Raw genomic sequence first — 19,581 nt, 5'->3', positions numbered from 1 at the left:
GGACTTACAGCGACTCGATGAACCCGAGCGCCACCCGCCACGTCTGCTCGGCCGCCTCCGCGTCGAAGTCGGGCAGGTCCGGGTCCGTGTAGAGGTGCCCTGCGCCCGCGTACCGGAAGACCTCGACGTCCGCCCCGGCCCGCCGCATCCGCAGGTACCACGCGTTCAGCCAGTCGTGCGGCTCGAACGGGTCCGGGTCGGCGACGTGCAGCTGCACCGGCAGGTCGTCCACCGACGCCTCGTCCGCGATGTCCGAAGTGCCGTGCAGCAGAAGCAGCCCGCGGGCCTTCTCGTCGGCGAGCGCGAGGTTCTGCGCGAGGGAGCCGCCGAGCGAGAACCCGGCGTAAACAAGGCCGCCCTCCGAGTACGGCGCGGAGGCGACGACGGCGCGGCGGAGCAGCTCGTCCGAGCCGATCTCCTCCTTGATCTTCATTCCCTCCTCTACGGTGTCGGCGGTCCGCCCGTCGTAGAGGTCGGGCACGTGCACCTCGTGCCCGGCGGCGCGCAGCCGGTCGGCCGCCGCGTGCACGGCCGGGCGCAGGCCCTGCGCCGAGTGGAAAAGCATGATGTTCATGCAGCCATCGTGCCAGGCGCCGTTACCCTCGGGCGCATGGAGAACGTACTGCGTCCGCTGATCGTCCTCGGTGGCACGGTCGTCCTCACGCTGGTCGTGGGCTGGCTGGTCGACCGCCTGCTGCAACGCATCGACGCCCGGCACCCGGAGACCCCGCTCTGGGGCCTGCTCCGCCGCTGCCGCCTGCCCCTTCAACTCGTCCTCGCCACCGCCCTGTTGGGCGCCTCGCACGACCAGTCGGGGCTGCTCCACGACCACCGGGCCGGGGTCGCGCACCTGCTCGCCCTGGCCCTGATCGCGACGTCCGCCTGGCTGGTGGTGCGGATCGCGGTGGCGGTCGTCGACGCCTCGTACGCGCGGTACGCGGCCGCGCACCGCGATCCGGCCCGGGTGCGTCGGGTCCGTACGCAAGTCACGCTGATCCAGCGCGTGGTGACGGCCGTGGTCGCCGTGGTCGCGGCCGCGGCGATGCTGCTGACCTTCCCCGCGATGCGCACCGCGGGCGCCTCGCTGCTCGCCTCGGCCGGGGTGCTCGGCATCGTCGCGGGCATCGCCGCCCAGTCCACGCTCGGCAACCTCTTCGCCGGTCTGCAGATCGCGTTCGGCGACATGGTGCGGCTCGGCGACACGGTGGTCGTGGACGGCGAGTGGGGCACGATCGACGAGATCACCCTCACGTTCCTGACCGTCCGCACCTGGGACGAGCGCCGGATCACCATGCCCGTCTCGTACTTCACGTCGAAGCCGTTCGAGAACTGGTCGCGCGGCGGCGCCCAGATGACCGGCACGGTCTTCTTCCACCTCGACCACCGGGCGCCGGTGCCGGAGATGCGCGAGAAGCTGCACGACATCGTCCGCGAGTGCCCGGCCTGGGACGGCCGCGACTGGGGCATCGCGGTCACGGACACGACCCCGTCCACGATGCAGGTCCGCGCCCTGGTCACGGCGAAGGACGCGGACGACATCTGGACGATACGGGTCACGGTCCGCGAGCAGATGATCCGCTGGCTCACCGAACGCCACCCGTACGCCCTGCCCCACATCGCGACGACCTCGGCGCCCCTGCCGCCACCACCGGCGAAGCACGTCGACGAACCCGCGCCGCGGACGGGCCGGGGCTGACCGACTCCGCTCAGCGCAGGCTGCGTACGTCCAGGTGCCGCAGCACCCGGTCCACGATCTCCGGATCGGACCCGGGCTCGTTCCGCGCGGCCAGCACCTCGTGCCGCGCCGCGCTCATCATCTCCCCCTGGATCCGCCGCACCCGCTTCACCCGCTCAGTGCGCTTGACGTACGCGGCCCTGCGGTCGTCGTCGACCATGTCGGGGCTGATCCGGGCGCCGATGTCGTAGGCGCGGCGGGCCAGTTGCTCGGCGAACTCGTCCGGCAGCTCCTCGACCTCCTGGATCTCCTTGAGCCGCCGCTTCGCCGCCTTCGCCGCCCGGACCGCGAGTTCCTTCTCGAAGGCCTCCTCGGCCTCGGCGTCCGCCTCGACCCCGAGTCTCCGTACGAGCCAGGGCAGCGTGAGCCCTTGCAGGACGAGGGTCGCCATGATGACGCCGAAGGCGATGAAGATGAGCTCTTCGCGTACGGGGAAGGCCTCCCCGTCGTCCGTCGTGAGCGGGATGGCGAGCGCGAGCGCCACGGACGCCACGCCCCGCATCCCCGACCACCACATGACGACGGTCTCGCGCCAACTGACCGGAATCTCCTCGTCGTAGTCCCGCTTGTGGTGCATCCGCTTGGCGATCCAGGTCGCCGGCAGCAGCCAGAGGAGTCGTACGAACACGACGACCGCCGTGACGGCCGCCGCCCAGCCGAGGAGTTCGCCCCAGCGGCCGGACGCGGTCCTGATGGCGTTGTGCAGTTCGAGGCCGATGAGGCCGAACGCGATCCCGGTGACGAGGGTGTCGACGACCTCCCAGAACGTCCGCCCCGCGAGCCGTGCCATCACGTCGTCGGCGTCGACCGCGTACTCCGCCAGGAACAGCGCGGTGACCAGGACCGCGAGCACGCCGGAGCCCTTCAGCTCCTCGGCGAGCACATACGCGACGAACGGCACGAGGAGGGTCAGGCCGACCTGGAGCGTGGCGTCGCCGAGGAAGCCCATCAGCTTGTTGGCGGCCCAGCCGATGGCGAGGCCGACGGCGAGCGCGACGACCGCGGAGAGCAGGAAGTCGAGCGCGGCCTCCGGCAACGAGAAGGAGCCGCTGACGGCCGCGGCGATCGCCACGTGGTACAGCACGATCGCAGTCACGTCGTTGAACAGCCCCTCGCCCTCCAGGATCGACACCAGGCGTCTGGGCAGCCCGAGTTGACCGGCGACCGCGGTGGCGGCGACCGGGTCGGGCGGCGCCACGAGCGCCCCGAGCGCGACGGCCGCGGCGAGCGGAAGCCCCGGTACGACGGCGCCCGCGACCACCGCGACCGCGGCCGTGGTGACGAAGACCAGCGCGACCGCGAGCAGCAGGATCGGCCGGAGGTTGGCGGTGAACTGCCGCCAGGAGGTGCGCTGCACGGAGGCGTAGAGCAGCGGCGGCAGGACGAGGGGGAGGATGAACTCGGGCGGGATCTCGACGTTGGGCACGAACGGCAGCAGCGCGAGCACGATCCCGGCGACCGTCATGAGGACCGGCGCGGGCACCCCGAGCCGCTCACCGAGCGGGACACTCAGTACGGCCCCGAGGAGCAGGACGAACAGCAGGGCCAACTGGTCCACTTCGGGGGCCTCCACAGAGGTGCGCGACCGGCGCCCGCACCCTCTGGACGGCGCGCGGGCGCGCCCCCGAAGATCGGGAACGCGCCCTCAAGCCTGCCACGCATATCCGGCAAACCCGTCAAACAGTGCCTCAGGGGTCGGGGAGCGTCTCAGGGCATCCGGGAGAGAGCGTCTCGGGGCCTCTCGGGGCCTCTCGGGGCCTCTCGGGGCCTCCCGGGGGCCGCTGGAGCCTCTCAGGACGCCTGGAGCCTGCGCCGCATCGACCGGTGCGCGATGCCCGCGTCCGGGAACTCGTCGCCGTACGCCTCGTATCCGAGCCGTTCGTAGAAGGCGAGCGCGTGCGTCTGGGCGTGCAAGTCCACTGCCGCCAGGCCGAGTTCGGCGGCGGCCTCCTCGATGCCCCGCACCAGCGCGGCCCCCACACCGAGCCCACGCGCCGCCCGCGTCACGGCGAGCCGGCCGAGCGAGCCGACCCCTGGTTCGCCGCCGGCCTTCGCCGCGGCGGCCTCGCCGTGCAGCAGGCGGCCTGCGCCGATCGCCCGCCCGTCGTCCCCGACGGCGAGCACATGGACGGCGACCTCGTCGTACGCGTCGTACTCCAGCTCCTCCGGCACGCCCTGCTCGTCCACGAAGACCTCGCGCCGCACCGCGAAGCAGGCCGCGCGGTCGGCCGTGGTCCGGGCCAGCCGGACCTCGTGCGTCCGCGTGGTCACGCGCTCTCCGCCCGGACCCGGTCGAGGGCCGTCTGCAGGTCCTCCGGGTAGCCGCTCTCGAACTCGACCCAGCGGCCGTCCCCGGGGTGCTCGAAGCCGAGCCGCACCGCGTGCAGCCACTGCCGGGTGATCCCCAAGCGCTTGGCGAGCGTCGGGTCCGCGCCGTACGTCAGGTCGCCGACGCAGGGGTGCCGGTGCGCCGACATGTGGACGCGGATCTGGTGCGTGCGCCCGGTCTCCAGCTTGATGTCGAGCAGCGAGGCCGCGCGGAACGCCTCGACCAGGTCGTAGTGCGTCACCGAGGGCTTGCCCTCGGCGGTCACCGCCCACTTGTAGTCGTGGTTCGGGTGCCGGCCGATGGGGGCGTCGATGGTGCCGCTCATCGGGTCGGGGTGGCCCTGCACGAGCGCGTGGTAGCGCTTGTCCGGCACGCGCTCCTTGAACTGCCGCTTCAGCGAGGTGTACGCACGCTCCGACTTGGCGACGGCCATCAGGCCCGACGTACCGACGTCGAGACGGTGCACGATGCCCTGGCGCTCGGCGGCGCCGGAGGTCGAGATCCGGTACCCGGCGGCGGCCAGGCCACCGATCACGGTGGTGCCGGTCCAGCCGGGGCTCGGGTGCGCGGCCACCCCGACCGGCTTCATGATCACGACGATGTCCTCGTCGTCGTGCACGATCTCCATGCCTTCGACGGGCTCCGCGACGATCTGCACGGGCGGCGCCGCCTGCGGCATCTCCACCTCGAGCCAGGCCCCGCCGTGCACACGCTCGGACTTGCCGACGACGCTGCCGTCGACCTGCACCTTTCCGGCTGCGGCCAGCTCGGCGGCCTTGGTACGGGAAAAGCCGAACATGCGGGAGATGGCGGCGTCTACGCGCTCGCCCTCCAGACCGTCGGGCACGGGCAGGGTGCGGATCTCGGGAATCGTGCTCACCCGTCGAGTATGCAGGACCGGTACGACAGCCCCGTACGAGAGACCGTGCGCGGGGCAGCTCAGTCCTTGTGGACGGTGCCGTCCGGGTCGAGGCCGCGGAAGGAGAGGATCACGATCAGGATGCCGCCGCAGACGATCGCCGAGTCCGCGAGGTTGAACACCGCGAACCCCTTCGGCGCGATGAAGTCGACCACCGCACCCTCGAAGACCCCCGGCGCCCGGAAGATCCGGTCGGTGAGGTTGCCGAGCGCACCGCCGAGCAGCAGGCCGAGCGCGATCGCCCACGGCACGCTGTAGAGCTTGCGGGCGAGACGGGCGATCACGACGATCACGGTGGCCGCGATGATCGTGAAGATCACGGTGAAGGCCTCACCGATCCCGAAGGCCGCACCCGCGTTCCGGATGGCGTGCAGCGTCAGCCAGTCACCGATCAGCTCGATCGGCTCGTGGTGCTCCAGCTCGGCCACCACGATCAACTTGCTGATCAGGTCGAGGGCGTACGCCACGGCGGCGACGGCGAACAGCATCGCGATCTTCCGGCGCCCCTTGGGCTGCTCCGGCTCACCCGGCTCCTCGGACTGGGCCGGAGCGTCGGATTCCGTGGCCTTGTCCGACCCGTTGTCCGACGCCTTGTCCGCGGCCTGTTCCGTAGCCTTGCCCGAGTCCTCCGGGGGAGGAGTGCCGTCCGTACGCTCCGGCTCCGCACCCGCCCCGGCGTCCTCGCTGTCCGGCGTACCGATGATGCGCTCCGCCTCTGCCACCTGAGTCCCTCAACCCTAGATTCCGACTGAGGACGAGGGTACGGCACACCCCTGCGGCGACCGCGCGTCAGGAGCGCCGTTCCTGCTTCTGCTTGCACTCCACGCACAGGGTCGCGCGCGGGAAGGCCTGCATCCGCGCCTTCCCGATGGGCTGCCCGCAGTTCTCGCACAGCCCGTAGGTCCCCGCGTCGAGCCGCTCCAGGGCCCGCTCGGTCTGCTCCAGCATCTCCCGCGCGTTCGCCGCCAGGGCCATCTCGTGCTCGCGCGTGATGTTCTTCGTCCCGGTGTCCGCCTGGTCGTCACCGGCCCCGTCCCCGGAGTCCCGCATCAGGCCCTGCAGCGACTCCTCGGACGCGACGATCTCGGTCCGCAGCCGGCCCGCCTCCTCGGCCAGCATGGTGCGCGCCCCGGCCACCTCCTCGGTGGTCCACGGGTCCTCGCCGGGCCGTACGGCGAGCTCGCCCGGCTCGGCCGCCACCACGCGCGCCTTCGGTACGGAAGGGGCCGACCGCTGTGCCGCCGTCGCCCCGGTCTTCTTCGCAGCCACCGACTTGGCTCCCGTCTGCTTCGCGGCGTGCGCCGCCTCCTCGACCGCCTGCTCCCCGGCAGCCTTCCTGGTCGCGCCCTTCTTCGCCGTGCTCTTCCCGGCCTTCTGCTCAGCCTTCTTCTCAGCTGCTTCGGGCTGGTGCTCGTGGTCCTGCTCGTGGTCCTGCTCGTGATCGTGCCCGGCTTCGGGCTTCCTCGCCGTGGCCTTCTTAGTGGGTGTTTTCCTGGCGGCCGCCTTCTTTGTAGTGGCCCTTTTCGCTGCCCTCTGCTTCGCCGTCCCCGGCTCGGCAGCCGTGCCCGCCTCGACCTTCTTCGCGGTCCTCGCTGCCGCGGTCTTCTTCTCTGCGGCCTTGGCCGTCGTGGACTTCTTCGCCGTCTTCCTCGCGGTCGTCCTCGCCGCCTTCTCCGTCTGCTCCGACCCGGCCGACGGCTCCGATGCCGGCTCCGATACGGCGGTCTGTTTCGCCACCATGGCCGCGGCCCCTTCACATTTTGTGATCTTGCTCGCGAATCGTGCTGGGACGATAAATCGACTCCAGGCCCGCGGCAACGGGGCACGCCGCCCGATTCGCCCGCCCCACGGGTGCGTCGGGACCGGCATGCATCCGTTGTGCCCAGCTCCCCGCCGGGTAATCCGCCACGACCCGCGGGCCGGGATCCGGACGCCGAGCGTGTCCCCATTCGGGTCAGCCCCACGCCCGCACCGGCACCGTCCGCCCACCTCATTCTGGACCGTATTCAACCGGCTTTTCAGGCATAAACTGGGACAAAACCTAGGAAGGTGCACCATGCGCAAGACAGCCGACTGCCGTGACCTCCCCAGCGAGACCAACTGCACCCTCACCATCTCCGGCGAGGAAGAAGAAGTGGTCAGCGCCGCCAGCGAGCACGCCGTGTCCGTCCACGGTCACACCGACAGCCTCGACCTGCGGAAGATGGTCCGCGACTCCCTCAAGGACGTCATCCCCGAACACGCCTGACCCGGCTCCCCGCCACAGCCCCACCGCCCGTACGAATTCCGGTCGGCCCACCGCCCCCGGGCCCCGTACACTGGGCACAGCGAAAAGGCATGGATGGGGACGAGTAGCGCCCGTACGCAGCCAGGAGCGACCCGGGGACGGTGTGAGCCCGGGGGCCCGCGCGAGCGTGAAGATCACCCCGGAGCCGCCGGAAGAAAGCCGCAGCGGCCGAGCGAATCGGCAGCGGCGGTGAGTAGACCCGGCCGCGACCCCAATGAGGGGGCCCACCGGCGCACAACCCGAGCCGGCGGGCCAAGGAGGGTGGTACCGCGGGAGCCCGCGCCGCACACGGCGCAGGCCGGCTCTCGTCCCTCCGACGGAAACAGTGTCCGCCGGAGGAAGCTCGTTGAATACGCAGCCGCAGTACCGCCAGGTGCCCGCCCAGGTCGACCTGCCCGCCCTTGAGCACGCCGTGCTCCAGTTCTGGGACGAGCAGAAGATCTTCGCCAAGAGCCTGGAGCAGTCCGAGGGTCGCCCCGAGTGGGTCTTCTACGAGGGCCCGCCCACCGCCAACGGCATGCCCGGCGCCCACCACATCGAGGCCCGCGTCTTCAAGGACGTCTTCCCGCGCTTCCGCACCATGCGCGGGTACCACGTCGCGCGCAAGGCCGGCTGGGACTGCCACGGGCTGCCCGTCGAGCTCGCCGTCGAGAAGGAGCTCGGCTTCAACGGCAAGAAGGACATCGAGGCGTACGGCATCGCCGAGTTCAACGCCAAGTGCCGCGAGTCCGTGACCCGGCACACCGACGCCTTCGCCGACCTCACGACCCGCATGGGCTACTGGGTCGACCTCGACGACGCCTACCGCACGATGAACCCCGAGTACATCGAATCGGTCTGGTGGTCCCTGAAGCAGATCTTCGACAAGGACCTGCTCGTCCAGGACCACCGCGTCGCCCCCTGGTGCCCCCGCTGCGGCACCGGCCTCTCCGACCACGAGCTGGCGCAGGGGTACGAGACGGTCGTCGACCCCTCGGTCTACGTCCGCTTCCCCCTCACCGGCGGCCCCCTCGCCGGCCAGGCCGCGCTCCTGGTCTGGACGACGACGCCCTGGACGCTGGTCTCCAACACGGCCGTCGCCGTCCACCCGGACGTCCGGTACGTGGTCGCGACGGACGGCAACGAGAAGCTCGTCGTCGCCGAGCCGCTCGTCGAGAAGGCACTCGGCGAGGGCTGGGAGACCACCGGCGAGTCCTTCACCGGCGCCGAGATGGAGCGCTGGACCTACCAACGCCCGTTCGAGCTCGTGGAGTTCCCGAGCGCCAGCGAGGGAACCGACAAGCACAGCCCGGCCGAGGCGCACTACGTCGTCAACGCCGAGTACGTCACGACCGAGGACGGCACGGGTCTGGTCCACCAGTCCCCCGCCTTCGGTGAGGACGACCTCAAGGTCTGCCGCTCGTACGGCCTGCCGGTCGTGAACCCGGTCCTGCCCGACGGCACCTTCGAGCCCGAAGTCCCGCTCGTGGGCGGCGAGTTCTTCAAGAAGGCCGACGAGAAGCTGACCGCGGACCTGGACGAGCGCGGCCTGCTCTTCCGCCACACCCCGTACGAGCACAGCTACCCGCACTGCTGGCGCTGCCACACGGCGCTGCTCTACTACGCGCAGCCGTCCTGGTACATCCGCACGACGGCCGTCAAGGACCGCCTGCTCGAGGAGAACGAGAAGACCAACTGGTTCCCGGACTCGGTCAAGCACGGCCGCTTCGGCGACTGGCTGAACAACAACATCGACTGGGCCCTGTCCCGCAACCGCTACTGGGGCACCCCGCTGCCGATCTGGCGCTGCGAGGAGGGCCACCTCACCTGCGTCGGCTCCCGCGCGGAGCTGTCCGAGCTGACGGGCACGGACCAGTCGAGCCTCGACCCGCACCGCCCGTTCATCGACGACGTCACGTTCCCCTGCACCCACGAGGGCTGCTCCCTCGAAGCCACGCGCGTGCCCGAGGTCATCGACGCCTGGTACGACTCGGGCTCGATGCCGTTCGCGCAGTGGGGCTACCCGTACAAGAACAAGGAGCTCTTCGAGAGCCGCTACCCGGCGCAGTTCATCTCGGAGGCCATCGACCAGACCCGCGGCTGGTTCTACACGCTGATGGCCGTCGGCACGCTCGTCTTCGACAAGTCGAGTTACGAGAACGTGGTCTGCCTCGGCCACATCCTCGCCGAGGACGGCCGCAAGATGTCCAAGCACCTGGGCAACATCCTGGAGCCCATCCCGCTCATGGACCAGCACGGCGCCGACGCGGTGCGCTGGTTCATGGCCGCGGGCGGCTCACCGTGGGCGGCCCGCCGCGTCGGCCACGGCACGATCCAGGAGGTCGTCCGCAAGACCCTCCTCACGTACTGGAACACGGTCGCCTTCCAGGCGCTGTACGCCCGTACGTCGAAGTGGGCCCCGTCGGCCGCCGACCCGGCCCCGGCCGAGCGCCCGCTCCTGGACCGCTGGCTGCTCAGCGAGCTGAACACCCTGGTCGCCCAGTCCACGGACGCCCTGGAGTCGTACGACACCCAGCGCGCGGGCAAGCTCCTGTCGGCCTTCGTCGACAACCTCTCCAACTGGTACGTGCGCCGCTCCCGCCGCCGCTTCTGGCAGGGCGACAAGGCCGCGCTGCGCACCCTGCACGAGGTCGTCGAGACGGTCACGCGCCTGATGGCGCCGCTCACGCCGTTCATCACCGAGCGGGTCTGGCAGGACCTGGTGGTGCCGGTGGCGCCGGACGCCCCGGAGTCCGTGCACCTGGCGACGTGGCCTGAGGCCGACAACTCCCTTGTGGACCCGGTGCTTTCGCAGCAGATGACGCTCGTACGGCGGCTCGTCGAGCTGGGCCGTGCCACCCGCGCCGAGTCCGGGGTGAAGACACGGCAGCCGCTGTCCCGCGCCCTGGTCGCGGCCACCGGCTTCGACGCGCTCGGCGAGGAACTCCGCGCCCAGATCACCGAGGAGCTGAACGTCACGTCACTGGCGTCCCTCTCCGAGGTCGGCGGCTCCCTCGTCGACACCACGGCCAAGGCCAACTTCCGTGCCCTGGGCAAGCGGTTCGGCAAGGGCGTCCAGGCCGTGGCCAAGGCCGTCGCCGACGCCGACGCGGCCGCGCTCTCCCTGGCCCTGCGCGACGGTTCGGCGACGGTGCAGGTCGACGGCGAGACGGTCACCCTCACCCCCGACGAGGTCTTCATCACAGAGACCCCGCGCGAGGGCTGGTCGGTCGCCTCCGAGGCCGGTGCCACGGTCGCGCTCGACCTGGAGCTCACCGAGGACCTGCGCCGCGCAGGCCTCGCCCGTGACGCGATCCGCCTGATCCAGGAGGCCCGCAAGAACAGCGGCCTGGACGTCGCGGACCGGATCGCGGTGCGCTGGTCGGCCACGTCCGGCGACACCACGGACGCCCTCAGCGACCACTCCGCCCTCATCGCGGACGAGGTCCTCGCCCTGGACTTCGCCGAGGGCGAGGCCGACGAGACGTACGGCGCACCCTTCACCGACGAGGGCCTGGGCCTGACGTTCCGCCTCCGCAAGACCGAGGCGTAACCGCACAGCGTCCACCGTCAACCGGAAGGCCCGGTGTCGCCCGATCCAACGGATCGGGCGACACCGGGCCTTCGGCGTTGTGTACCGGGGCACACCTGCTCCACCGACCCCTGTCCGATTCCTCAACTCCCCCTGCACATACGGCTGTACGCACGGCAAAAGGGCCTGGCCCCGGGAGGATTCCCGGGGCCAGGCCCTTGAAGCGCTGCCGACGCTACGCGCGCTGCGCGCGTACGACTGTCAGTTGTCGTCCTCGTCGATGAGGAAGCCGCGCATCGGGGACGGAGCCTGCTGCATCGGCTGCGGACCCTGCGGCCGCACCGGCGCCATCGGCTGCGTCATGGCGGGCGACATCTGCTGCTGGCCGCCGTAGGAGTTGCCACCGGAGGCGCCTCCGTGGCCGCCCATCGTCTGGTTGCCGCCCATGGTGTGGTTGCCGCCACCCATGGAGGGCGCACCGGCGGAAGCCATCGAGGGGGACGGCGGCAGCGAGGCCGTGGCCGGCGTACGCGGCGGGGCCAGCGAGTCGTCGGCCTGGGTCTCCAGCTGGCGCAGCTGCGACTCCAGGTAGGACTTCAGACGCGTGCGGTACTCGCGCTCGAAGCCGCGCAGGTCCTCGACCTTGCGCTCCAGCGTGGCGCGGGCGGACTCCAGGGAGCCCATCGCGACGCGGTGCTTCTCCTGCGCGTCCCGCTCCAGGGCATCGGCCTTGGCACGGGCGTCACGCTCGAGACCCTCGGCGCGCGAACGGGCCTCGCCGACGATCTTGTTGGCCTCGGAACGGGCCTCCGCGATCGCCTGGTCAGCGGTCTGCTGGGCGAGCGAGAGGACGCGGGCGGCGCTGTCGCCACCGGGACCGCCCTGACCGCCGCCGCCACCCTGCGGGAGCTGCGGACCGTGACCGCCCAGCGGGCCGCCCATCGGGCCGCCCTGCATGGGGCCACCGGGGCCGGGGCCCTGCATGGGGCCACCGGGGCCGGGGCCCTGCGGACCACCGTGGCCACCGTTCGGACCTGCGGGCAGCTGCGGCGCGCCACCGGGCAACTGGGGCGGGCCCAGGTGCTGTTGCTGCTGCGGCGGCACCGGCTGCGGACCCGATATTGCGGCGGGCACCGGGGCACCGGGGCCGCGCTGTTGCTGCTGCTGGTCCTGCGGCTCGGGCTTGCGCATGCCGCCCTGCTGCTGGTTCTGCGCGGCGGCACGGGTCGCTGCGGCGAGCTTCGCGCGCAGGTCCTCGTTCTCGCGGAGCAGTCGCGTCAGTTCGGCTTCGACCTCATCGAGGAAGGCATCGACCTCGTCCTCGTCATAGCCTTCTCGGAGGCGGACGGTCGTGAACTGCTTGTTCCGCACGTCCTCGGGGGTCAACGGCATCTCTTCACCTCAACGTAGTCGTCGGCATTCGGCAAGAACGTAAGTGACATCGCGCTCACACCGCGCTCACGACGGAGATCAGGATGTAGACGATGATCATCAGCACGAAGAAGGACAAGTCGAGCGCCACGCCCCCGAGACGCAGCGGCGGGATGAACCGCCGCAGAAGCTTGAGCGGTGGATCAGTGACAGTGTAGGTGGCCTCCAGAACGACCACCATCGCCTTGCCGGGTTGCCATGAGCGGGCGAACTGGAAGACGTAGTCCATGACCAACCGGAAGATCAGCACGATGAGGAAACACATCAGCGCGATGTAGAGCACATCCAAGACAACGCTCATGATCCGCGCTTCCCTCTCCCCTGTCTCGTACTACTCGATCCGGTGTTGCTTCTCAGCTCTGGTTGAAGAACCCGCCCTCTGCGATGCGAGCCTTGTCCTCCGCCGTGACATCGACGTTAGCAGGAGACAACAGGAACACTTTCTGTGTCACCCGCTCAATGCTGCCGTGCAGTCCGAAGACCAGACCGGCAGCAAAGTCGACAAGTCGCTTCGCATCGGTGTCGTCCATCTCCGTCAGATTCATGATCACCGGAGTGCCCTCACGGAAGTGTTCCCCGATGGTACGGGCCTCGTTGTAGGTCCGGGGGTGCAATGTCGTGATGCGGTAGGGCTCCCGCTCGGAGACAACCTTGGGCATGATCACCGGTGCGTTCTTCTCCAGGCTCTGACGTTCAGGTGTGATGGATGCCACGGGGGCGATTCGTGCCGGACGTCCGATTTCGGCGGGTACCGGAGCAGCGGCGGGCATCGGCTCGCGCGGTGCGGGCGTCTGTACCTTTCGGGCCGGTTCATCCTGCTGCAGTTCATGTGCAGGCTCGTGCCGCCGGCGGTCCCGCTCGGGCTCCGGATCCAGTTCGGGCTCGAACTCGTCATCGGGGTCGAATCCCCGGCCGTCGTATCCGTCGTCCTCCACGAGGCCGAGGTAGACCGCCATCTTGCGCATCGCGCCGGCCATGCTCTGAGTCCTCCGCTCTGTGGTGGATCCGCTGTGCCACCAAGTGCTTCGCGATCCACTCGGCACCCCCGCTGATCTGCGGGGATGACCATATTTTCTGCTGTGGTCCGACTTGCTTGGCGACGTTACCGGAGCCGGGGTCGGACTCCGAGTACCGCACTGCCGACGCGCACATGTGTCGCTCCGGCCGCAACGGCCTCCTCGAGGTCCGCACTCATCCCTGCCGACACCATGTTCGCAGCCGGATGGGCCGCGCGCAGGAGGGTTGAGAATTCCACCAGCCGCTGAAACGCCGCCTGTTGCCGCCCCGCGTACGGTCCTGAGAGCGGTGCGACGGTCATCAGACCATCGAGCCGCAGCCCGGGAGCTTCCGCCACAAGTCCGGCCAACTCCTCGATTCCGTCGGGTGCTACGCCTCCCCGGTCACCCCGGCCGCCCTCTTCGGCGTCGAGGGCGACCTGGATCAGACACCCCAGCTCGCGCTCCGCCTTCACCGCCGCCGCGGACAGAGCCGTGACGAGCTTGGGGCGGTCCACGGACTGCACCAGACCGGCATAACTGACAACGGAACGAACCTTATTGGTCTGCAGCTGGCCGACAAAGTGCCAAGTCAGCGGTAGATCCGCGCACTCGGCGGCCTTCGGCGCCGCGTCCTGGTCACGGTTCTCGGCGACATGGCGCACACCGAGGTCGGCGAGGATCCGTACATCGCTCGCGGGGTAGGTCTTCGTGACCACGATCAGGGTCACTTCCTCCCGTGGACGCCCGGCGGCCGCGCACGCCGCAGCGATGCGCTCCTCCACCTTCACCAGATTCGCGGCGAGTTCCGCCTTGCGGTCCGTCATGCCCTATCAGTCCAGCCAGACATAGGCCGCGAGCCGACCGGTGGTGCGCTCGCGGCGGTACGAGAAGTGGTCTTCGGATTCCAGCGTGCAGACCGGCGACTGCTCCCGGTCGACCACGCCGAGCCGCTCGAGCTGAGCGTGCACCCCCGCGGTCACGTCGACCGCCGGCGTCCCCCAACTCGTCTCCGCGTACGCGGCACTCTCGATCGCCGCGACGTCGGCCCGCATCCGCTCCGGCACTTCGTAGCAACGGCCGCAGACCGCGGGTCCGGTGCGGGCGATCATCCGGGAGGCCTCGGCGCCGAGTTCCGTCATCGCCTCGACCACCGCGGGTACAACCCCGGCGACCAGCCCTGGCCGGCCGGCGTGCGCCGCACCGACGACTCCGGCGACCGGGTCGGCGAGGAGCACCGGAGTGCAGTCGGCGGTGAGGACGGCGAGCGGGATGCCGCGGCGCGCGGTCACCACGGCATCGACACAAGGAATGTCGGATTTATCACGCCAGGGGCCATCCACGACGGCGACCTCCCGCCCGTGCACCTGGTTCATCCACACCACGGCGCCGGGCTCGACACCCAGCGACTTGGCGGCGAGTTCACGATTGGCGCGGACCGCCTCGGGGGCGTCGCCGACCGCCCCGCCGAGGTTGAGCTCCTCGTACGGAACGGCGCTCACCCCGCCCCACCTGTCGGTGAAGGCGAAGTGCGCGCCGTCCACGGTGTTGTGCGCAGTTATCACTTGGCGTGGGTCACTTCAGGAAGTCCGGCACGTCGAGCTCCTCGGCCTGGCTGTCCTGGTACGGACGGGCCGGCGGGACCTGCGGCGGGGCGACCGGTGCGGTGGGGAGCTCGTTCGCCGGGGCCGGCTCGGGGGCGGGCTCGGCGACCGGGCTGGTGTCCTCGCGCGGGGTTACGCTGCCGAGGGAGCCGAAGGCCGGGCGGGACTCGGTGCCGGCGCTGCGTGCCGGGGCCGGCTCCTCGCGCTTGCTGTTCGAGGCCGAACCGATGACGTCGCGCTTGTTCGGCGGCTGTCCACCGTCGAAGCCCGCGGCGATGACGGTGACGCGCACCTCGTCGCCCAGCGCGTCGTCGATGACCGCACCGAAGATGATGTTGGCCTCGGGGTGGGCGGCCTCACTGACCAGCTGCGCCGCCTCGTTGATCTCGAAGAGACCGAGGTCGGATCCACCGGAGATGGAGAGCAGCACACCGCGGGCGCCGTCGATGGACGCCTCCAGGAGCGGCGAGGAGATCGCCATCTCGGCGGCGGCCACCGCGCGGTCGTCGCCGCGCGCCGAGCCGATGCCCATCAGGGCCGAACCCGCCTCGGACATCACGGACTTGACGTCGGCGAAGTCGAGGTTGATCAGGCCGGGCGTGGTGATGAGGTCCGTGATGCCCTGCACGCCGGAGAGCAGCACCTGGTCCGCCGACTTGAACGCGTCGAGCACGCTCACCTGGCGGTCCGAGATGGAGAGCAGACGGTCGTTGGGGATCACGATGAGGGTGTCGACCTCTTCGCGGAGCTCCGCGATGCCGTCCTCGGCCTGGTTGGCGCGACGGCGCCCCTCGAAGGTGAACGGGCGCGTCACCACACCGATGGTGAGGGCGCCGAGCGAGCGTGCGATGTTGGCCACGACGGGTGCGCCGCCGGTGCCGGTGCCGCCACCTTCACCGGCGGTGACGAAGACCATGTCGGCCCCCTTGAGGACCTCCTCGATCTCCTCGCGGTGGTCCTCGGCCGCCTTGCGCCCGACTGCCGGATTCGCTCCGGCGCCGAGTCCGCGGGTGAGTTCACGGCCGACGTCGAGCTTGACGTCCGCGTCGCTCATCAACAGGGCTTGCGCGTCGGTGTTGATGGCGATGAACTCGACGCCCTTGAGACCGACCTCGATCATCCGGTTGATGGCATTGACACCACCGCCGCCGACACCGATGACTTTGATGACTGCGAGGTAGTTCTGCGGTGCTGCCACGTCGAAGGCCTCTCGCCTCGAGTTACGTGTCGCCGCTTCGCCGTGCGTGCGGTGCGACGACTGATGCCGAATTGGGGCGGTCCGAACGCCGACCCGAACCCTAACGCTGAAGTTTAGGGTTACCAGTGTGTCTGTTCCCTGGAGTCTTCGAAACAGGACACTAAGTCGACAAGTGGCGCACGTTCAACGAACACGCCGAACCTCCCGTTTTTCTTTTCACCCTATGTGATCAGCCGTTGCGCTGACCAACCAGGGTGCTGGCCAGCGCACTTGACCGTCAACTCCCTGACGCGGCAGGGGCGGTGGGAGCACTCACGTCGTACCGCTCGGCCTTCGGTTCCGCTTTCATCAGGGCGATGAGCGAGGCGGCCTTCGCGTCGCCCTTCTCCACGCTGCCCCAGGCGACGGTGCGTTGACCCTTCAGCTCGACTGAGATGGAGTCATATGAACGCACTTGAACGATTCGTGCGTCCTTCGCGACCGAGGCGGGCAGATCCGCGGCCACCTGCACGGCAGCGCGCAACAGGCGGTTCGTACCGAAGCGGTTGAGGCTCGGTGATGCGGCGGCGTCCAATTCGAGAAGGGGTACGCCCTTGGGTGCGCGGTCCACGGTGGCGAACCGCACGCCCTCCGCGTCCACTTCGATGAACTTTCCGCCCTTTGCGATGAGCAGCACCGGCTTGCGTTCGGTCACTTTCAGACCGATTCCGTGGGGCCATGCGCGCACCACGTGAACGGTGTCGATACGGCGCAGTTTCTTCCGCAGCCGATCCTCAATCGCGTCCGTATCGACGGAAATCAGCGGTGCGCCGACCGGAACCTCCGCCGCCGTACGCACCTCTTGGGAAGTCAACACCTCGGTGCCGGAGGTCTTCACGCGCTCCACCCGCAGCCACTGCGAGCCGTACAGCAGCCAGACGACTCCGGCTCCGAGGAGTACGGCAACGACGGCGGCGACCACGAGCGTACGGGTCGGTGGCAGCCGAAGTCGGCGGCCACCGCCCGTCGGTCGGGGCGGGCGGGCCGGTGCGTCCCCCTGTGTGCGTTCGCCTCGCTCGGCGGTGGTGGGTCCGGCCACGCTCCCCTGCCTTCTCACGCCCTGTGGCGTGCCGCAATCGCCTCGTAGACCATGCCGACGAGGAGTTCGTCGGCGTCCCGGCGGCCGAACTCGGCGGCGGCGCGGGACATCTCGTACAGCCGGTGGGGGTCGGCGAGCACCGGGAGGACGTTCTCCTTGACCCACTCCGGGGTCAGTTCGGCGTCGTCGACCAGGACACCGCCGCCGGCCTTGACCACCGGCTGGGCGTTGAGCCGCTGTTCGCCGTTGCCGATGGGCAGCGGGACGTAGGCGGCCGGGAGTCCGACGGCGGAGAGTTCGGCGACGGTCATCGCGCCCGCGCGGCAGAGCATCATGTCGGCCGCGGCGTACGCGAGATCCATCCGGTCCACGTACGGTACCGGGACGTAAGGCGGCATCCCCGGCATGTTGTCCACCTGCGGCAGTTCGTTCTTCGGGCCGACCGCGTGCAGGACCTGGATGCCGGAGCGCTGCAGGTGCGGGACGGCCTGCTGGACGACCTCGTTGAGGCGGCGGGCGCCCTGTGAGCCGCCGGAGACGAGCAGCGTGGGCAGGTTGGGGTCGAGGCCGAACGCGGCGCGGGCCTCGGGACGCACCGCGGCGCGGTCCAGGGTGGCGATGGTGCGGCGCAACGGGATGCCGATGTAACGGGAGTTGCGCAGCTTGCTGTCCGGGGACGACACCGCGACCTGGGCGGCGTACCGCGAACCGATCTTGTTGGCCAGGCCCGGCCTGGCGTTGGCCTCGTGCACCACGATCGGCACGCCGAGGCGCTTCGCCGCGAGGTAGCCGGGCAGCGCCACGTACCCGCCGAAGCCGACGACCGCGTCCGCCTTGGTGCGCTCCAGGATCTGCTCGGCGGCCTTGATGGTGCCGCGCAGCCGGCCCGGGACCGTGATCAGTTCGGGGGTGGGCTTACGGGGCAGGGGGACGGCGGGGATCAGCGCGAGGTCGTAGCCGCGCTCCGGGACGAGCCGGGTCTCCAGGCCCTTCTCCGTGCCCAGGGCCGTGATGCCCACGGTGGGGTCCTGCCTGCGCAGGGCGTCCGCGAGGGCGAGCGCGGGCTCGATGTGGCCGGCGGTCCCCCCACCGGCGAGTACGACATGCACCGAAATTCACCGCTCTCCGGACGGTCGCGCCTTGGCACGCCGTCTCATCGTGTTCCATCTCACCGCAGCCCGCTTCTTGCCGAAGGCGGACGACCGCATGGCCAGCGCTGCTCGCGCCCCGGGCTCCTCGCGCGCGAAGGCGATGAGGAGTCCGACGGCGAACATCGTCGGCAGCAGGGCGGACCCTCCGTAGGAGAACAGCGGGAGCGGGACACCGGCGATCGGCAACAGGCCGAGCACCGCACCGATGTTGACCACGGCCTGGGCCGTGATCCAGGTGGTCACGCCTCCCGCGGCATACCTCACGAAGGGGTCCTCCGTGCGTCCGGCCACGCGGATACCCGCATAGCCTAGAGCCGCGAACAGAGCGAGCACCGACAGCGTCCCCGCCAGACCCAGTTCCTCCCCGGTGATGGCGAAGATGAAGTCGGTGTGCGGTTCAGGGAGTTGGCCCCATTTTTCCACACTGGCGCCGAGACCGGAACCGAAGAATCCGCCTGAGGCCAGGGCATAGATCCCGTGCACGGCCTGCCAGCACTGGTCGCTGGGGCCCGGGTCGGTCGCGCCGAGGCATTCCAGGCGGGCCATCCGGTTGGGGCTCGTACGGATCAGGACGAAGCCGAGCACCACGGCGACCGAGAGCACACCGGCGAACAGCCGCGTGGGAGCGCCCGCGAGCCAGAGCAGTCCGAAGAGGATCGCCGTGAGAATGATCGCGGTCCCCATGTCGCCGCCGAGCATGATCAGCCCGAGCAGGATGAACGCGACCGGCACCAGCGGCACCAGCATGTGCTTCCACTGTGTGAGCAGCCGCTTGTCCTGCTTGCGCGCGAGCAGATCGGCGCCCCACAGGACGAGGGCCAACTTCCCGAACTCACTGGGCTGGAGCTGGAACGGGCCCCCCAGATAGATCCAGTTCTGGTTGCCGTTCACCGCATGCCCTATCCCGGGCACCTGCACGAGCACCATCAGGAACACGGACCCGGCCAGCATCGGGTACGCGAACGCCCGGTGCAGCTTGACCGGCATCCGCATCGCGACGAGCAGCAGGATCGACCCGAGCACCGCCGCGACGAACTGCTTGGCGAAGAAGTACGAGGCGGGCAGGTTCAGTTGCAGTGCCTGGATCATGGACGCGCTGTAGACCATCACCAGGCCGAGCACGGTGATCAGCGCGCTGCTGCCGAGGATCACGTAGTACGCGGTGAGCGGCCGGTCCCAGGCCTTGCGGGCGCGGTCGGCGATCCGCCGCCACGGTCGGTCGCGGGGCGGTCGTGGCGGTGTCTTCCCGCGCAGCGGGTTCCGGTTCCTGCCCAGCGGGATGGCCGCGCTGCGCACGTCGCGCGCGGACCTGGCGTCGGCGGGCATCGTCGCTGTCCCCTCCA

General features: G+C 70.1%; 18 protein-coding genes. 3 read left to right on the top strand and 15 right to left on the bottom strand.

Features of this window, described 5'->3' with window-relative positions:
* Positions 1-4 precede the first annotated feature (4 nt).
* Positions 5-574: a dienelactone hydrolase family protein gene (locus tag RCO28_RS03335; protein ID WP_308939374.1), complete on the bottom strand. Its 570-nt coding sequence runs from the start codon at positions 572-574 to the stop codon at positions 5-7.
* A 36-nt stretch (positions 575-610) separates the two neighbouring features.
* Between RCO28_RS03335 and RCO28_RS03330 the strand changes: the two genes are divergently transcribed.
* Positions 611-1,696, top strand: a complete 1,086-nt coding sequence (locus RCO28_RS03330; RefSeq protein WP_308939373.1) for a mechanosensitive ion channel domain-containing protein — start codon at positions 611-613, stop codon at positions 1,694-1,696.
* Positions 1,697-1,706: 10 nt separating this feature from the next.
* On the opposite strand, the gene RCO28_RS03325 is transcribed toward RCO28_RS03330, so the two are convergent.
* The 5 genes from RCO28_RS03325 to RCO28_RS03305 all read right to left on the bottom strand — a co-directional run bounded on the left by RCO28_RS03325 (position 1,707) and on the right by RCO28_RS03305 (position 6,723).
* Positions 1,707-3,293 (bottom strand): Na+/H+ antiporter, encoded by a 1,587-nt coding sequence (locus RCO28_RS03325; RefSeq protein ID WP_308939372.1) that lies wholly within the window; start codon positions 3,291-3,293, stop codon positions 1,707-1,709.
* A gap of 233 nt (positions 3,294-3,526) precedes the next feature.
* Positions 3,527-4,006 (bottom strand): GNAT family N-acetyltransferase, encoded by a 480-nt coding sequence (locus RCO28_RS03320; protein ID WP_308939371.1) that lies wholly within the window; start codon positions 4,004-4,006, stop codon positions 3,527-3,529.
* Positions 4,003-4,944, bottom strand: a complete 942-nt coding sequence (locus RCO28_RS03315; RefSeq protein ID WP_282538281.1) for an RluA family pseudouridine synthase — start codon at positions 4,942-4,944, stop codon at positions 4,003-4,005. The genes RCO28_RS03320 and RCO28_RS03315 overlap by 4 nt, the downstream gene beginning before the upstream one ends.
* A gap of 59 nt (positions 4,945-5,003) precedes the next feature.
* Positions 5,004-5,705 (bottom strand): signal peptidase II, encoded by a 702-nt coding sequence (lspA, locus tag RCO28_RS03310; RefSeq protein ID WP_308939370.1) that lies wholly within the window; start codon positions 5,703-5,705, stop codon positions 5,004-5,006.
* A gap of 67 nt (positions 5,706-5,772) precedes the next feature.
* Entirely contained in the window at positions 5,773-6,723 is a 951-nt protein-coding gene (locus tag RCO28_RS03305; RefSeq protein WP_308939369.1) for a TraR/DksA C4-type zinc finger protein, read from the bottom strand.
* 316 nt (positions 6,724-7,039) lie between these two features.
* Between RCO28_RS03305 and RCO28_RS03300 the strand changes: the two genes are divergently transcribed.
* Together RCO28_RS03300 and ileS are read left to right on the top strand one after the other, a co-directional pair.
* A complete protein-coding gene (locus RCO28_RS03300) occupies positions 7,040-7,231 on the top strand; it encodes a DUF1059 domain-containing protein (RefSeq protein ID WP_308939368.1) in 192 nt (63 codons plus the stop codon).
* A 385-nt stretch (positions 7,232-7,616) separates the two neighbouring features.
* Positions 7,617-10,802 carry an isoleucine--tRNA ligase gene (gene ileS, locus RCO28_RS03295; protein WP_308939367.1) on the top strand — a complete coding sequence of 1,062 codons (3,186 nt, stop codon included), beginning with the start codon at positions 7,617-7,619 and terminating at the stop codon, positions 10,800-10,802.
* Between the two features lie 240 nt (positions 10,803-11,042).
* Here ileS and RCO28_RS03290 read toward each other — a convergent pair whose 3' ends face one another.
* The 9 genes from RCO28_RS03290 to ftsW all read right to left on the bottom strand — a co-directional run bounded on the left by RCO28_RS03290 (position 11,043) and on the right by ftsW (position 19,564).
* Positions 11,043-12,173, bottom strand: a complete 1,131-nt coding sequence (locus RCO28_RS03290) for a DivIVA domain-containing protein (protein WP_308939366.1) — start codon at positions 12,171-12,173, stop codon at positions 11,043-11,045.
* A 55-nt stretch (positions 12,174-12,228) separates the two neighbouring features.
* Positions 12,229-12,513 carry a YggT family protein gene (locus RCO28_RS03285; RefSeq protein WP_282513401.1) on the bottom strand — a complete coding sequence of 95 codons (285 nt, stop codon included), beginning with the start codon at positions 12,511-12,513 and terminating at the stop codon, positions 12,229-12,231.
* Positions 12,514-12,565: 52 nt separating this feature from the next.
* Entirely contained in the window at positions 12,566-13,189 is a 624-nt protein-coding gene (locus RCO28_RS03280; RefSeq protein WP_308939365.1) for a cell division protein SepF, read from the bottom strand.
* 125 nt (positions 13,190-13,314) lie between these two features.
* Positions 13,315-14,034: a YggS family pyridoxal phosphate-dependent enzyme gene (locus tag RCO28_RS03275; RefSeq protein ID WP_308939364.1), complete on the bottom strand. Its 720-nt coding sequence runs from the start codon at positions 14,032-14,034 to the stop codon at positions 13,315-13,317.
* Between the two features lie 6 nt (positions 14,035-14,040).
* Complete coding sequence (gene pgeF / locus RCO28_RS03270) at positions 14,041-14,751, bottom strand: peptidoglycan editing factor PgeF (protein ID WP_374991093.1); 711 nt, start codon at positions 14,749-14,751, stop codon at positions 14,041-14,043.
* Positions 14,752-14,782: 31 nt separating this feature from the next.
* Positions 14,783-16,009, bottom strand: a complete 1,227-nt coding sequence (gene ftsZ / locus RCO28_RS03265; protein ID WP_308939362.1) for a cell division protein FtsZ — start codon at positions 16,007-16,009, stop codon at positions 14,783-14,785.
* A gap of 277 nt (positions 16,010-16,286) precedes the next feature.
* Complete coding sequence (locus tag RCO28_RS03260; RefSeq protein WP_308939361.1) at positions 16,287-17,087, bottom strand: FtsQ-type POTRA domain-containing protein; 801 nt, start codon at positions 17,085-17,087, stop codon at positions 16,287-16,289.
* Positions 17,088-17,101: 14 nt separating this feature from the next.
* Positions 17,102-18,196 carry an undecaprenyldiphospho-muramoylpentapeptide beta-N-acetylglucosaminyltransferase gene (gene murG, locus RCO28_RS03255; protein ID WP_308939360.1) on the bottom strand — a complete coding sequence of 365 codons (1,095 nt, stop codon included), beginning with the start codon at positions 18,194-18,196 and terminating at the stop codon, positions 17,102-17,104.
* 6 nt (positions 18,197-18,202) lie between these two features.
* Positions 18,203-19,564 (bottom strand): putative lipid II flippase FtsW, encoded by a 1,362-nt coding sequence (ftsW, locus tag RCO28_RS03250; RefSeq protein WP_308939359.1) that lies wholly within the window; start codon positions 19,562-19,564, stop codon positions 18,203-18,205.
* Positions 19,565-19,581: the final 17 nt, after the last annotated feature.

This window comes from Streptomyces sp. LHD-70 (assembly GCF_031157275.1).
Classification (GTDB): Bacteria; Actinomycetota; Actinomycetes; order Streptomycetales; family Streptomycetaceae; genus Streptomyces.
Note: the sequence above shows the minus strand (reverse complement) of the source record. Positions and strands in the feature narration are given on the sequence as shown.